General features: G+C 70.8%; 15 protein-coding genes. 12 read left to right on the top strand and 3 right to left on the bottom strand.

Annotation, left to right across the window (positions count from 1 at the left end):
• Both H284_RS0104745 and H284_RS0104740 read right to left on the bottom strand, forming a co-directional pair.
• Nucleotides 1-606 (bottom strand): hypothetical protein, encoded by a 606-nt coding sequence (locus H284_RS0104745; RefSeq protein WP_020075337.1) that lies wholly within the window; start codon nt 604-606, stop codon nt 1-3.
• Nucleotides 603-1,232 (bottom strand): hypothetical protein, encoded by a 630-nt coding sequence (locus H284_RS0104740; RefSeq protein ID WP_020075336.1) that lies wholly within the window; start codon nt 1,230-1,232, stop codon nt 603-605. The genes H284_RS0104745 and H284_RS0104740 overlap by 4 nt, the downstream gene beginning before the upstream one ends.
• A 257-nt stretch (nt 1,233-1,489) precedes the next feature.
• Between H284_RS0104740 and tyrS the strand changes: the two genes are divergently transcribed.
• The 8 genes from tyrS to xerD all read left to right on the top strand — a co-directional run bounded on the left by tyrS (nt 1,490) and on the right by xerD (nt 9,768).
• Nucleotides 1,490-2,728, top strand: a complete 1,239-nt coding sequence (tyrS, locus tag H284_RS0104735; RefSeq protein WP_442911222.1) for a tyrosine--tRNA ligase — start codon at nt 1,490-1,492, stop codon at nt 2,726-2,728.
• Nucleotides 2,729-2,750: 22 nt separating this feature from the next.
• Entirely contained in the window at nt 2,751-2,912 is a 162-nt protein-coding gene (locus H284_RS21005) for a hypothetical protein (protein WP_018190180.1), read from the top strand.
• Nucleotides 2,899-3,699, top strand: a complete 801-nt coding sequence (locus H284_RS0104725; protein ID WP_020075335.1) for a TlyA family RNA methyltransferase — start codon at nt 2,899-2,901, stop codon at nt 3,697-3,699. Before H284_RS21005 ends, H284_RS0104725 begins: the two co-directional genes overlap by 14 nt.
• 99 nt (nt 3,700-3,798) lie before the next feature.
• A complete protein-coding gene (locus H284_RS0104720; protein ID WP_018190182.1) occupies nt 3,799-4,716 on the top strand; it encodes an NAD kinase in 918 nt (305 codons plus the stop codon).
• Nucleotides 4,709-6,451, top strand: a complete 1,743-nt coding sequence (gene recN, locus H284_RS0104715) for a DNA repair protein RecN (protein ID WP_020075334.1) — start codon at nt 4,709-4,711, stop codon at nt 6,449-6,451. The genes H284_RS0104720 and recN overlap by 8 nt, the downstream gene beginning before the upstream one ends.
• A gap of 40 nt (nt 6,452-6,491) precedes the next feature.
• Nucleotides 6,492-8,219 (top strand): CTP synthase, encoded by a 1,728-nt coding sequence (gene pyrG / locus H284_RS0104710; RefSeq protein ID WP_081626597.1) that lies wholly within the window; start codon nt 6,492-6,494, stop codon nt 8,217-8,219.
• Entirely contained in the window at nt 8,219-8,866 is a 648-nt protein-coding gene (locus H284_RS0104705; protein ID WP_020075333.1) for an NUDIX domain-containing protein, read from the top strand. The genes pyrG and H284_RS0104705 overlap by 1 nt, the downstream gene beginning before the upstream one ends.
• Entirely contained in the window at nt 8,863-9,768 is a 906-nt protein-coding gene (gene xerD, locus H284_RS0104700; RefSeq protein ID WP_018190186.1) for a site-specific tyrosine recombinase XerD, read from the top strand. The genes H284_RS0104705 and xerD overlap by 4 nt, the downstream gene beginning before the upstream one ends.
• A 101-nt stretch (nt 9,769-9,869) precedes the next feature.
• Here xerD and H284_RS0104695 read toward each other — a convergent pair whose 3' ends face one another.
• The gene (locus tag H284_RS0104695; RefSeq protein WP_231371168.1) at nt 9,870-10,388 is read right to left on the bottom strand and encodes a GNAT family N-acetyltransferase; all 519 of its coding nucleotides are present in this window, start codon (nt 10,386-10,388) and stop codon (nt 9,870-9,872) included.
• Nucleotides 10,389-10,503: 115 nt separating this feature from the next.
• Between H284_RS0104695 and H284_RS0104690 the strand changes: the two genes are divergently transcribed.
• The 4 genes from H284_RS0104690 to H284_RS0104675 are packed head-to-tail and all read left to right on the top strand — an operon-like array spanning nt 10,504 to nt 13,623.
• Entirely contained in the window at nt 10,504-11,403 is a 900-nt protein-coding gene (locus tag H284_RS0104690; RefSeq protein ID WP_018190188.1) for a ParA family protein, read from the top strand.
• Entirely contained in the window at nt 11,387-12,253 is an 867-nt protein-coding gene (locus tag H284_RS0104685) for a segregation and condensation protein A (protein WP_020075331.1), read from the top strand. Before H284_RS0104690 ends, H284_RS0104685 begins: the two co-directional genes overlap by 17 nt.
• Nucleotides 12,243-12,881 carry an SMC-Scp complex subunit ScpB gene (gene scpB, locus H284_RS0104680; protein WP_018190190.1) on the top strand — a complete coding sequence of 213 codons (639 nt, stop codon included), beginning with the start codon at nt 12,243-12,245 and terminating at the stop codon, nt 12,879-12,881. The genes H284_RS0104685 and scpB overlap by 11 nt, the downstream gene beginning before the upstream one ends.
• Nucleotides 12,871-13,623 (top strand): pseudouridine synthase, encoded by a 753-nt coding sequence (locus H284_RS0104675; protein ID WP_018190191.1) that lies wholly within the window; start codon nt 12,871-12,873, stop codon nt 13,621-13,623. Before scpB ends, H284_RS0104675 begins: the two co-directional genes overlap by 11 nt.
• Nucleotides 13,624-13,633: the final 10 nt, after the last annotated feature.

The following is a 13,633-nucleotide window of genomic DNA, read 5'->3' as shown; positions in this document are numbered from 1 at the left end:
TCAGCCGGCCACGATCCGGAACACGGCCGCGCAGACGCACGCCCAGATAATGCTGGTCAGGGTGCCGATGATGAAGCGCTCGCGCGCCTCGGCCTCCTCGAGCTCCGTGAACCGGCCGACGCCCTTGATGGCGACCAAAACGGCCAGCCCCTCGGGGAAGCCGGCCATGATCGTCCCGGCCGCGGCCAGCCGCTCCAGCAGGCCGATGGTGGTGCCGCCACGGAGCACCTCGCGGGTCGTCGTGTCGCCTTCTGGCGTCACCGCTCGCACCAGGATGCCGCCGTGGGCGCTCGGCTCGGTCGTGCTTCGAGTGGCCAGCGCGAGGACCAGTTGCGAGACGGGCCAGCCGCCGAGCACCGCCAGGGCGAGGGCGGCTGCACCGATCGGCAGCCTGAGCACGAAGGGCGCGTGCTGCGCCGGGATGAGGACGATCACCAGGGAAGCGGCCAGCAATGCGGTCGCGCAGTAGACCAGCGGGCGACGCGGTGTCCGCAACGTGGCCACGATGCAGCCGAGTGAGGCGAGCAGCAGGAGGAGGGCGAGCACCCAGAGCGCGTGCGGCGCCACCTGGTTCAGCAGCACCGGCACCGGCGGCCACGTGGTCATGCGTCCTCCTCGGTTTTCCGTCGATCGGCCTGGGCCGCGTCGGCACGTGCCAACAGCCTAGTCAGCGCCGGGATGGCCGCCAGTTCTGCACGGAGCGCCCCGGCCCGCGCACGATCGCTGGCCGACTGCGGGGTGATGCCGAGCCGGGCGCCCGCCTCGGCCTGGGTGAGTCCGGACGAGACGAGGTCGTAGAGCTCCCAGCCGGCGGCGGTGCGCCCCTCGCGGAGGGTCAGCAGCAGGGTGAGCAGCGCCTCCGCGTCCGCTGCGGGCTCCTCGGCGGCGACCGCCTCGACGGCGAATCGGGCAGGGGTGCGCTTTGCGCGGGTGACCGCCGCGCGCGCCGCGATGAACGCATCCCCGGTGGCCTCCCGGGTGTTGCCCGGCAGGGGGAGGCGCACGTCGCCCAGTCCGAGCCCCACACTCCAGGCCCCGTCGCGGGTGAGATCGAGGACGAGGTCGAGTGCCGTCGCCGGATCCGCCGTCAGCGTCTGCAGCTCGTCTCCGGCGTTGCGGTCCGGTGGCAGGGCGAGACGCTCGCCGTAGCGCTCATGGATGGCGTCGAGCGTCGGGGCGACGATGTCGGCGCGCCGTCGGCTGTCGACCTGGTCGGCGGTGATCACGAACATCCGGGCCTCCTTCATCAGGGCCGTGGGCCTGATGAGGATGATATCAGGTCTCTCAGCCTGATGACCAGTCCATCAGGTCTGCTGCCCTGATCGCGGGTCGCCTGCCGCGCTGCATCCGCCGGGACACCCGCTGATAACCTGAACGCGTGTCAGAAACCGCCCTCTCCCGCGATCCGAGCAGCAGCGCAGACAGCGTCCGCGCGCACGGGCTCGCCGCACAGGCCAACGACGCGTCCTTCGACGACGTCTGGGACGAGCTGAAGTGGCGCGGACTCATCCACGTGTCGACGGATGAGACCGCCCTCAAGGAGCTCCTGGCCGGCGGCCCGATCACGTACTACTGCGGCTTCGACCCGACCGCGCCGAGCCTCCACCTCGGCAACCTGGTGCAGCTGCTCACCATGCGGCGCCTCCAGCTCGCCGGCCACCGGCCGCTCGGGTTGGTCGGCGGTTCCACCGGCCTGATCGGCGACCCCCGGCCGACGGCCGAGCGCACCCTCAACACCAAGGAGACCGTCGCGGAGTGGGTCGGCTACCTGCAGGCGCAGGTCACCCGCTTCCTCTCCGACGAGGGCGACAACGCCGTCCGGCTGGTGAACAACCTCGACTGGACGGCGCCGATGTCGGCGATCGACTTCCTGCGCGAGATCGGCAAGCACTTCCGTGTCGGCACCATGCTCAAGAAGGATGCGGTGGCCGCGCGCCTCAACTCCGACGAGGGCATCTCGTACACCGAGTTCAGCTACCAGATCCTGCAGGGGATGGACTTCCTCGAGCTCTACCGCCAGTACGGCTGCGTGCTGCAGACCGGCGGAAGCGACCAGTGGGGCAACCTGACCAGCGGAACCGAGCTCATCCGCAAGGTCGAGGGCGCGCACGTGCACGCCATCGGGACGCCGCTGATCACCAACAGCGACGGCACCAAGTTCGGCAAGAGCGAGGGCAACGCCGTCTGGCTCGATCCGACGCTGACGACGCCGTACGCGATGTACCAGTTCTGGCTGAACACCGACGACGCCGACGTGATCGACCGGCTCAAGATCTTCACCTTCCTGTCCAGGGCCGAGATCGAGGAGCTGGCGCAGAAGGTGGCCGACGAGCCGTTCAAGCGCGAGGCGCAGCGACGGCTCGCGTTCGAGGTCACCTCGCTCGTGCACGGCGTCGCGGCGACCGAGGCGGCCATCGCGGCCTCCCAGGCGCTCTTCGGCCAGGGCGAACTGGCCGACCTGGACGCGGCGACGCTCGAGGCCGCCCTCCGCGAACTCCCCAACACGACCACCACCGCGCCGTCGACGACGGTCGCGCAGGCGCTCGTCGACACGGGGCTGACGTCGAGCCTCGGCGAGGCGCGGCGCGCGGTCGCCCAGGGCGGCGTCTCCGTCAACAACGCAAAGGTCGAGGACGCGGAGCAGCCCATCGGCTCCTCGGTGCTGCCCGGCGACATGGTGGTGCTGCGACGCGGAAAGAAGACCCTCGCGGGTGTCTTCGTCGCGTGAGGCGCTGACGTACGGTTGAGCCATGTCCGATGAACCGCAGGGATCGGTCGACGAGGGCGGCCTCGTCGACCGGCTGGATGTGATCGAGGAGCAGCCGCTGGCCGCACGGGCCGACGCCTACGCGAACCTCCACGAGCAGCTCCGTCGCACCCTGGAGGGCGACGACGACCATGGCCGGAGCTGAGCAGCGGCTCGACGTCGCCCTGGCCGAGCGCGGCCTCGCCCGCTCTCGGTCGCACGCGGCCGCTCTGATCGCGGAGGGGCTGGTCACCGTCGACGGGCAGCCGGTGGTCCGCGCGGCGGCGAAGGTCGGCGACGGGCAGGAACTGCGGATCGCCGGAGCCGACCACTACGTCAGCCGCGGCGCTCACAAGCTCATCGCCGCCCTCGACGGCTTCGGAGTGGACCCGGCGGGCCGGATCGCTCTCGACGCCGGCGCATCCACCGGGGGCTTCACGCAGGTGCTGCTGGAACGCGGCGCCGCCCGCGTGATCGCCGTCGACGTGGGGCACGGCCAGCTGTCGCCCGCGCTGGCGGGGGAGGAGCGCCTCGAATCGTACGAGGGCGTCAACGTCCGCTCCCTCTCGCCCGAGGTGCTCGCCGGTCTGACCGGCGACGACGTGCGCCCGGACCTCGTGGTGGCCGATCTGTCGTTCATCTCGCTCACGCAGGTGCTTCCCGCACTGGTGGCCACGGCCGTCCGCGGCGCCGACTTCCTCCTGCTCATCAAGCCGCAGTTCGAGGTCGGGCGGCAGGGCATCCGCGAGGGCGTGGTCCGGGATGCGGGCCTCCGGGCCGACGCGGTGTCCGACGTGCTGTGGGCGGCTCACGACGTCGGCCTCGGAACGGCGGGCCTCATCCCGTCGCCGATCGCCGGAGGGCACGGCAACCGCGAGTTCCTGGTCTGGTTGCGCTCGGGCGCGCCGGACCCGTCCGGGCTGCGCGACGAGGTCGTGCGACTTTCGCGCTAGGTGAACGTTCTCCACAAACCTGGCCGCGTGGCCTCGCCCTGCGCGTGAAAACAGACAGAATGGGAGAACGGCTTTTCGACAGGAGGGAACGTGACACTGATGGGTGCAGCGACGCGGTACATCCTCGTCGTCGCGCACACCGGTCGTCAGGACTCCCTCGAGGCGGGTGTCCGGGTGTCCCGGCAGCTGCTCGACGCGGGCGTCGTCCCGGTGCTGAGCGCCGATGAGCGACGAGACCTGCTGGAGGCCGATCCGTCGCTCGACGCGGTGGCGGTGCTCGGCGACGACGTGGCCCCGAGCGAACTGGAGCTCGTCATCGTCCTGGGCGGCGACGGCACCATCCTGCGCGCGGCCGAACTGGTGCGCGGCTGCTCGGCTCCGCTCCTCGGCGTGAACCTCGGTCATGTCGGCTTCCTCGCCGAGAGCGAGCGCGACGACCTCGAGACCGCGGTCGCCCGCGGGCTGGAGAAGGACTACGAGGTCGAGGAGCGCATGACGCTGTCGGCCCGGGTGAAGGTCGGCCGTGAGGTCGTCTACGAGAGCTGGGCTCTCAACGAGGCCACGGTCGAGAAGGCCAGCCGCGAGCGGATGCTCGAAGTCGTGATCGAGGTCGACGGCCGCCCGATGTCGAGCTTCGGCTGCGACGGCGTCGTCATGTCGACGCCGACCGGCTCGACGGCGTACTCGTTCTCCGCGGGCGGCCCGGTGGTCTGGCCCGGCGTCGCCGCGCTGCTGCTCGTGCCGCTGAGTGCGCACGCCCTGTTCTCCCGGCCCCTGGTGGTGGATGCGGACTCCTCCCTCGCGGTCGAGCTGCTCGACCGTGCGGGCGGCGCCGGCATCCTCTGGTGCGACGGCCGCCGTCCGTTCGACCTCCCGCCGGGGGCGCGTGTCGTCGTGCGGCGCTCGCCCATCCCGGTGCGGCTGGCTCGGCTCCACCCCGGGCCCTTCACCGACCGTCTTGTGCACAAGTTCGACCTCCCCGTGACGGGTTGGAGGGGGCCGGTCGGTCGTGATTGACGCACGCGGAGGCATCGAGGAGATCTCGATCAAAGACCTGGGCGTCATCGCCGACGCCTCCCTCCCGCTCGGCGCGGGATTCACGGCCATCACCGGCGAGACCGGCGCGGGCAAGACCATGGTGGTCTCGGCGCTCGGCCTGCTGCTCGGGGAGCGTGCCGACACCGGCGCGGTCCGCCTCGGCAGTCCGCAGGCCTGGGTGGAGGGCCGTTGGCGCGTGCCGTCGTCGGGCGAGGTCGTCGCACGTGTTCGCGACGCCGGCGGCGACGTCGACCCCATCGACACCGCGGAGGCGGAGCTCGTGCTGAGCCGTTCCGTCTCGGCCGAGGGCCGCTCGCGCGCCGTCGTCGGCGGTCGCAGCGCGCCCGTCTCGGTGCTGACCGAGCTCGGCGAGCAGCTCGTGGTCGTCCACGGGCAGTCCGATCAGATCCGGCTGCGCTCGGCGATCGCCCAGCGGGCCGCCCTCGACCGGTTCGCCGGTCCGCTGTTCGCGGAGCAGCTGGCCACCTACGAGCAAGTGTTCCACCGCTGGCGCGACAACCGCGCCGAACTCGACGAGCTGATCGCCGATCAGGACCGCCGCGCACGTGAGGCGGAGGATCTGCGGGTCGCGATGGCCGAGATCGAAGCAGTAGCACCGCAGCCGGGCGAGGACGACGAGCTGGCCGAACGCGCCGAGCGCCTCACCAACCTGGAAGACCTCCGGCTCGCCGCGGGCGCCGCCCGTGAGCTGCTGAGCGCCGAGGAGTCCGAGGGCACAGACGCTCTGGGCCTGCTCGACAACGCACGCCGCCAGCTGGAGCGCGTCGCACCCCACGACAGCGCCCTCCAGCCGCTCGCCGAGTCGGTCGCGGAAGCGAACTACCTGATCTCCGACATCGCGGCGCAGCTGTCGACCTACCTCGCGACGCTCGACGCCGACGGGGCCAACGAGCTGGAGGTGGTGCAGGAGCGCCGCTCGGAGCTCGCGATCCTGATCCGCAAGTACGGCCCGACCCTCGACGACGTCATCCGCACGCTCGAGACGGGCAGCCTGCGCCTGCTGGAGCTCGACGGCGACGCCGACCGCATCGGAGAGCTGACGCAGGAGGTCGAGGCGGATGCCGCGCTGGTCGCCGAGCTCGCCGCCGGCCTGAGCGCCGAGCGCACGGCCGCCGCCGCACGCCTGTCCGAAGCGGTCACGGAGGAGCTCTCCGCGCTGGCCATGCCCGACGCGCGCATCGTCGTCGAGGTGACGCAGCGCGACGACGCAGACCCGCAGGCCTACACCGCGAGCGGCCGCGACCAGGTCGCCATCCTGCTTCAGCCGCATCCCGGCGCCGAGCCCCGCCCGCTCGGCAAAGGTGCATCGGGCGGCGAGCTGTCGCGCGTGATGCTGGCGATCGAGGTCGTCATCGCGGGCAGCGACCCGGTGCCCACCTTCATCTTCGACGAGGTCGACGCCGGCGTCGGGGGCGCCTCCGCCATCGAGATCGGCCGCCGCCTCGCGCGGCTCGCCGAGACCGCGCAGGTCATCGTCGTCACGCACCTGGCCCAGGTGGCCGCGTTCGCCACCAACCACCTGACCGTGGTCAAGGGGAGCGACGGCGCCGTGACGGAGTCGTCCGTGAGGCGACTCGACGGCGACGAGCGCATCGCCGAGATGGCCCGCCTGCTTTCCGGCCTTCCGGACTCCGAGAGCGGCCTCGCCCACGCCCGCGAGCTGGTCGACATGGCGTCCGCCGCGCGGCGCTGACGGTCAGCCGGAGCCCCGGTGGGTGATAGGCTATAAGCCCGTGGTGGATTATTCAGACGCGGGCACATCGAACGGCACTACCAAGCACATCTTCGTGACAGGTGGTGTCGTTTCTTCGTTGGGGAAGGGCCTTACGGCAGCCTCCCTCGGCAACCTTCTGACGGCCCGCGGTCTCCGCGTGGTCATGCAGAAGCTCGACCCCTATCTCAACGTGGACCCGGGCACGATGAACCCGTTCCAGCACGGTGAGGTCTTCGTCACCGACGACGGTGCGGAAACCGACCTCGACATCGGGCACTACGAGCGCTTCCTCGACATCAACCTCGGGCAGTCGGCCAACGTCACCACCGGGCAGATCTACTCCAACGTCATCGCGAAGGAGCGCCGCGGCGAGTACCTCGGCGACACCGTCCAGGTCATCCCGCACATCACCGACGAGATCAAGCGCCGGATGCGGCTGCAGGCGCAGCCGGGGCCGGACGGCGAGCCCGCGCCCGACGTCATCATCACCGAGATCGGCGGCACCGTCGGCGACATCGAGTCGCAGCCGTTCATCGAGTCGGCCCGTCAGGTGCGCCACGAGCTCGGCCGCAAGAACTGCTTCTTCGTGCACGTCTCGCTCGTGCCGTTCATGAACGCGTCCGGCGAGCAGAAGACCAAGCCGACGCAGCACTCGGTCGCCGCCCTCCGCTCCATCGGCATCCAGCCGGACGCGCTCGTCCTGCGCAGCGACCGCCCGGTGTCGGACAGCAACAAGCGCAAGATCGCGCTGATGTGCGACGTGGATGAGCAGGCCGTCGTGAACGCCGTCGACGTGCCGAGCATCTACGACATCCCGACCATGCTGCACGAGCAGGGCCTCGACGCGTACATCATCGACCAGCTCGGACTCGACAAGGCCGCCGACGTCGACTGGGACGGCTGGGCGCGCCTGCTGGAGTCGGTCCACGACCCCAAGCACGAGGTCACCATCGGCCTGGTCGGCAAGTACATCGACCTGCCCGACGCCTACCTCTCGGTCACCGAGGCCCTGCGCGCCGGCGGGTTCGCCCACCGCACCAAGGTGAAGCTGAAGTGGATCGCCTCCGACGAGTGCCAGACGCCCGAGGGCGCCGCGGCGCAGCTGTCGGACGTCGACGCCATCTGCGTGCCCGGCGGCTTCGGCGTTCGCGGCATCGAGGGGAAGGTCGGCGCGCTCCGGTTCGCGCGTGAGAACGGCATCCCCGCGCTCGGCCTGTGCCTGGGCCTCCAGTGCATGGTCATCGAGTACGCCCGGCACGAGGCCGGCCTCGGAGGCGCGTCGTCGTCGGAGTTCGACCCGGACACCGAGTTCCCCGTGATCGCCACCATGGCCGAGCAGGTGGACATCATCGCCGGCGGCGACCTCGGCGGCACGATGCGCCTGGGCCTGTACCCGGCGAACCTCGCCGAGGGCTCCCTGGTCTCTGAGCTGTACGGCTCGAACGAGGCGTCGGAGCGTCACCGCCACCGCTACGAGGTGAACAACAACTACCGCGAGCAGATCGCCGACGCGGGTCTCTGGTTCTCCGGCACGTCGCCGGACGGCCACCTGGTCGAGTACGTCGAGCTGCCGCGCGACGTCCACCCGTTCTACGTCGGCACGCAGGCCCACCCCGAGCTCCGCTCGCGCCCGAACCGCGCGCACCCGCTCTTCGCCGGGCTCGTCGGCGCCGCCCTCGACCGCCAGAAGGCGAGCCTCCTGTTCGAGGTCGCCGAGGCGGACGCCGAGATGGTCGCCGAAGCCTGATGACGGAGAACGTCGAGACCGCTGCAGCCGAGCTGAACGACCAGCCCTTCCGCCCGGAGATCGTCTCATCCGAGACGGTCTTCGAGGGTGCGGTGTGGGATTTGCGCCGCGATGTCTTCCGCTACAACGGCGAAGAGATCACGCGCGAGTACGTCGATCACACAGGGGCCGTGGCGATTCTCGCCATGGACGACGACGGGCGTGTGCTGCTGATCCGGCAGTATCGGCACCCCGTGCGTCATCGCGACTGGGAGATCCCGGCCGGACTCCTCGACATGTCCGGGGAGAGTCCGCTCGCAGCAGCGAAGCGGGAGCTGAGCGAGGAAGCCGACCTTCAGGCGGACGAGTGGAATGTGCTCGCCGACATGTTCAGCAGCCCCGGTGGCAACGACGAGGTGGTGCGAATCTATCTGGCTCGCGGGGTCAGCTCGACCGGCTCCGCGTTCGCCCGCGAAGCCGAGGAGGCCGACATCGAGGTGCGCTGGGTGCCCCTCGACGAGGCGGTGGAGGCTGTGCTGCAGCGCCGCGTCCACAACGCTCCGCTGATCATCGCCCTGCTCGCCGCCCGCACCGCGCGCGACGGCGGATGGACCACGCTCGGCTCGGCGGACGAGCCCTGGCCGAGCCACCCCAAGCTCGCGAGATGACCGTCGCGGCCGATGTCGACGCCTTCCTGAGGCATGTCGCCATCGAGCGCGGCCTCTCGGCGAACACCGTAGCCGCCTACCGCCGCGATCTGGTCGTCTACGCCTCCTGGCTGGAGGAGCAGGGCATCGGGGATGTGTCGGTCGTCACCCCGGCGACCCTCTCCGAGTTCGCCGTGCACCTCGGGACGCGGGAGGAGTCGCCGCTGACGGCGTCATCCCTCGCCCGGATGCTGTCCACGGTCCGCGGGTTCCACCGGTTCCTGCTCGAGGAGGGGCGCGTGCAGGCCGACGCGGCCCGCGACCTGCGCCCGCCGAAACTGCCCAGCCGCCTGCCGAAGGCGATCACGGTCGACCAGGTGGCGGCGCTGCTCGCCGCGACGGACGGCGACGACGTGGCCGCGCTCCGCGACAAGGCGCTGCTCGAGCTGATGTACGCCACGGGCGCCCGCGTCAGTGAGGCCGTCGACCTCAACGTCGACGACGTCATCGACACCGACGTCGTCCGTCTCACCGGCAAGGGCAGCAAGCAGCGCATCGTGCCGCTGGGCGGCTACGCCCAGGCCGCGCTCTCCGCCTACCTGGTGCGCGCCCGGCCGGTGCTGTCGGCGAAGGGACGGGCGACCCCCGCGTTGTTCCTCGGCATGCGCGGGGCGCGGCTGTCGCGCCAGAACGTCTGGCTCATCATCCGGGCGGCCGCAGAACGGGCGAAGCTCGACCTGGAGATCTCGCCCCACACGCTGCGGCACTCGTTCGCCACGCACCTGCTGGCCGGGGGAGCGGACGTGCGGGTCGTGCAGGAGCTGCTGGGCCACTCGTCGGTCGCGACGACGCAGATCTACACGCTGGTGACCGCGGACACCCTCCGCGACGTCTACACCGCCTCCCACCCGCGCGCGCGCTGAACCCTGCGAGCCGCCCTCCGTCCCGCAGTCGGGAGTCGCGAGATTTGGCGCAAATCGCGGTTTTGGCGCTGCGATAACCGCGATTTGGCGCAAATCTTCGCCTACGGAGCCGTGCGATGCCGGCGGCGTGGGGCCCGGCAGCGCAGCCACACGAACACGGAGCGTGCGTCCCCGCCGGCGCGGCGCGTCCCGGCGAAGCCGAGCTTCGCGAGCACACCGAACGAGGGCGCGTTCCACGTCGCTACCGTCGCCCACAGGGTCGGGAACCCCGCGTCGAACGCCGCGTCCGCGACGGCAGCCGCGGCCTCGGTCGCGTAGCCGTGCCCGACATGGCCCCGCAGCAGCTCGTAGGCGACCTCCGGCTGGGATGCGCTGGCCCGCCCGACCACGAGCCCGCAGTACCCGACCGCCTCACCCGTCGAGGCGAGCTCGATCGCATACAGGCCGAAGCCGGATTCCTCGAACGTCGCGCGCTCCGCATCCAGCCGCTCCCGCTCGACCTCCACCGAGCCCGGAGCCCGGCCGAGGGGATGCTCGGCGAGCAGTGCGAGGTTCCACTCGGCATCGCGCCCATCGCGCGGGCGCAGACGCAGGCGCGGGGTCTCGAGGGCGGACGGCATCGGCTGCACGCCGCCAGCGTACCGAACCGCCGGGCGCGCGCCCCGCAAGCGGGGCACGGCGCGGATAGACTGTCCCCTTGAAAGACCGGCCACGAGAGGGACGAGGAACACCCAGGTGACGCGCAACGACGAGGTCGAGACCGAGCTGCCGGGCATGGATGTCGCATCCATCGCCACGAAGCCCGGACCCACCGGCCGTCCGCAGCGTGCGTTCCCGGTGCCCGCTCCGCTGAAGCAGCACGGTCCGGCGAAGATCATCGCCCTCTGCAACCAGAAGGGCGGGGTCGGCAAGACGACGACCAGCATCAACCTCGGCGCTTCCCTCGCCGAGTACGGCCGTCGCGTCCTCGCGGTCGACTTCGACCCGCAGGGTGCACTGTCCGCCGGCCTCGGCGCCCACACGCACGACGCGACGACCATCTACGACCTGCTGCTGAACCGCAACGCGGACGTGCAGGGAGCGATCCAGACGACGTCGACGCCCGGGCTCGACATCATCCCGGCAAACATCGACCTGTCCGCGGCCGAGGTGCACCTGGTCAACGAGGTCGCCCGCGAGCAGATCCTCGCCGGCGTACTGCGCAAGGTCGCCAACGACTACGACGTGATCCTGGTCGACTGCCAGCCGTCGCTCGGCATCCTGACCGTCAACGCGCTCACCGCCAGCCACGGCGTGCTCATCCCGCTCGAGTGCGAGTACTTCGCCCTCCGCGGCGTCGCTCTGCTCATCGAGACGATCGACAAGGTGCGCGAGCGGCTGAACCCCGCGATCGAGCTGGACGGCATCCTCGCCACCATGTACGACTCGCGCACGCTGCACTCGCGCGAGGTGCTGGAGCGCGTCGTCGACGCCTTCGGCGACCGCGTGCTCGAGACGGTCATCTCGCGCACGGTGAAGTTCCCGGACGCGTCGGTCGCGGCCACCCCGATCACGCAGTTCGCGCCCGAGCACCAGGCGGCGGAGGCGTACCGCCAGCTGGCGCGGGAACTGGTGTTCCGTGGCGCCGTCGCCTGATACGAGCGAACCGGGGACGACCGAACCGGCGGCGACCGAACCGGCGGCGACCGTTGCCGCCGAGGAGTCGTCCGGTTTCCGCGTCTCCCTCGGCGACTTCGAGGGCCCGTTCGACCTGCTGCTCTCGCTGATCACCAAGCACGAGCTCGACATCACCGAGATCTCGCTCAGCCGGGTGACGGACGAGTTCATCGCCTACCTCCGCCAGCTCGACACCGACGAGAGCCTCGACGAGGCCAGCGAGTTCCTGCTGGTCGCGGCGACCCTGCTCGACCTGAAGGTGGCCGGTCTGCTGCCCCAGGGCGAGCTGGTGGATGCGGAGGACGTCGCCCTGCTCGAGGCCCGCGACCTCCTCTTCGCGCGGCTACTGCAGTACCGCGCTTTCAAGGAGGCCTCCGCATGGTTCGCGCAGCAGCTGGAGGCCGAGGGCGCCCGCCATGCCCGGCTGGTGCGCCTAGAGGACAAGTTCCGCCAGCGCACGCCTGAGCTCGTCTGGACGCTCAGCCTCGACGACTTCGCGGCCCTCGCCACGCTGGCGATGACGCCGCGCGAGGTCCCCGTCGTCGGGCTCGACCACCTGCACGCGCCGCTCGTCAGCATCCGCGAGCAGGCCGCCGTGGTCGTCGGGATGCTGCGCCACGGCGAGCCGATGAGCTTCCGGCAGCTGGTGGCCGGCGCCGAGCAGAAGGGCGTCGTCGTCGCGCGGTTCCTCGCCGTGCTCGAGCTGTACCGGCGAGCGGCGATCGCCTTCGAGCAGCTGGAGCCGCTCGGCGAGCTCACGCTGAGGTGGACCGCCGAGCACTGGTCAGAAGAGAACCTGTCGAATCTGGGAGCCGACTATGACGGTTGAGAACACGGACGTCGCGGATGCGACCGAGACGACCGAGGTGACCGACACCACGGAAGTGCCCGCGCCGGTCGAGGACGCGCAGATCGAGCGCGCCCTCGAGGCGATCCTCATGGTCGCGGACGAGCCGATGAGTGTGGTCACGCTGGCTACGGCCGTCGGAGCGCCGGTGAAGCGCGTCCGGGCGGCGCTCGCCACGATCGTCGCCGACTTCGACGGCGAGGGCGGCGGTGTCCGCCGCGGCTTCGAGCTGCGCGAGGTGGGCGGGGGATGGCGCATCTACGTCCGCGAGGAGTTCGACCACGTCGTGGCCGACTACGTGCTGCAGCAGAACCCGACCAAGCTCTCGCAGGCGGCACTGGAGACCCTCGCGGTGATCGCGTACAAGCAGCCGATCAGCCGCGGCGCCATCGCATCCATTCGAGCCGTCAACGTGGACTCCGTGGTGCGGACGCTGCTGGGCCGCGGCCTGATCACCGAGCTGTTCACCGACAGCGAGACCGGCGCGATCAACTACGGCACCACCGATCTGCTGCTCAGCCAGCTGGGCATCAACTCGATCGACGAGCTGCCCAAGATCTCGCCGCTGCTCGCAGACGGTGCGGACGGGTTCGAGGGCGATGTCCGCTGAGTCGATGCAGGGCGAGCGCCTGCAGAAAGTGATGGCGGCCGCCGGTGTGGCCTCGCGCCGGGTGTCGGAGGACATGATCGTGGCGGGCCGCGTGACGGTCAACGGGAAGGTCGTCCGCGAGCTCGGAACGCGAGTCGACCCGGAGGTGGATCAGGTGGCGGTGGACGGCACGGCCGTCCAGCTCGACACCTCCCGCCGCTACGTGATGCTCAACAAGCCGGTGGGCGTTGTGAGCTCCATGCGCGACGAGCAGGGCCGGCCCGACCTCTCGCGCTTCACGGCGGACTACCCGGAGCGGCTGTTCAACGTCGGCCGGCTGGATGCGGAGACCTCCGGGCTGCTCATCCTCACCAACGACGGCGAGCTGGCGCATGTGCTCGCGCATCCGTCGTTCGGGGTGACGAAGACGTACATCGCCCGCGTGCGCGGCGTCGTCACGCCGCAGACGATCGGACGGCTGACGAAGGGCGTCGAGCTGGAGGACGGCCCGATCGCCGCCGACAGGGCGAAGCTGCTGCAGTCGAACCCGCGCGGCGACGACTCGCTCGTCGAGATCACCCTGCATTCGGGCCGCAACCGCATCGTCCGGCGGATGCTCGCCGAGGTCGGGCACCCGGTGGTCGAGCTGGTCCGGCGGCAGTTCGGGCCGCTGCACCTCGGCACGCTGAAGTCGGGTCAGCTGCGCGACCTCACGAAGGCGGAACTCGGTCAGCTGCTCACCATCTCGCGCGAGAACCGCTGAGCGCCCTCCG

It is taken from the genome of Cryocola sp. 340MFSha3.1 (assembly GCF_000383315.1).
Classification (GTDB): Bacteria; Actinomycetota; Actinomycetes; order Actinomycetales; family Microbacteriaceae; genus Leifsonia.
The sequence above is the reverse complement of the archived record's forward strand: the minus strand, read 5'-3'. Positions and strand labels throughout refer to the sequence as shown.

Excerpts from the sequence above, each read along its gene's own strand:
- H284_RS0104745 (WP_020075337.1), bottom strand. The coding sequence starts at position 606 with ATGACCACGTGGCCGCCGGTGCCGGTGCTGCTGAACCAGGTGGCGCCG.
- H284_RS0104675 (WP_018190191.1), top strand. The coding sequence starts at position 12,871 with ATGTCCGCTGAGTCGATGCAGGGCGAGCGCCTGCAGAAAGTGATGGCG.
- H284_RS0104705 (WP_020075333.1), top strand. The coding sequence starts at position 8,219 with ATGACGGAGAACGTCGAGACCGCTGCAGCCGAGCTGAACGACCAGCCC.
- H284_RS0104725 (WP_020075335.1), top strand. The coding sequence starts at position 2,899 with ATGGCCGGAGCTGAGCAGCGGCTCGACGTCGCCCTGGCCGAGCGCGGC.
- H284_RS0104740 (WP_020075336.1), bottom strand. The coding sequence starts at position 1,232 with ATGTTCGTGATCACCGCCGACCAGGTCGACAGCCGACGGCGCGCCGAC.
- H284_RS0104695 (WP_231371168.1), bottom strand. The coding sequence starts at position 10,388 with ATGCCGTCCGCCCTCGAGACCCCGCGCCTGCGTCTGCGCCCGCGCGAT.
- xerD (WP_018190186.1), top strand. The coding sequence starts at position 8,863 with ATGACCGTCGCGGCCGATGTCGACGCCTTCCTGAGGCATGTCGCCATC.
- H284_RS21005 (WP_018190180.1), top strand. The coding sequence starts at position 2,751 with ATGTCCGATGAACCGCAGGGATCGGTCGACGAGGGCGGCCTCGTCGAC.
- H284_RS0104720 (WP_018190182.1), top strand. The coding sequence starts at position 3,799 with ATGGGTGCAGCGACGCGGTACATCCTCGTCGTCGCGCACACCGGTCGT.
- scpB (WP_018190190.1), top strand. The coding sequence starts at position 12,243 with ATGACGGTTGAGAACACGGACGTCGCGGATGCGACCGAGACGACCGAG.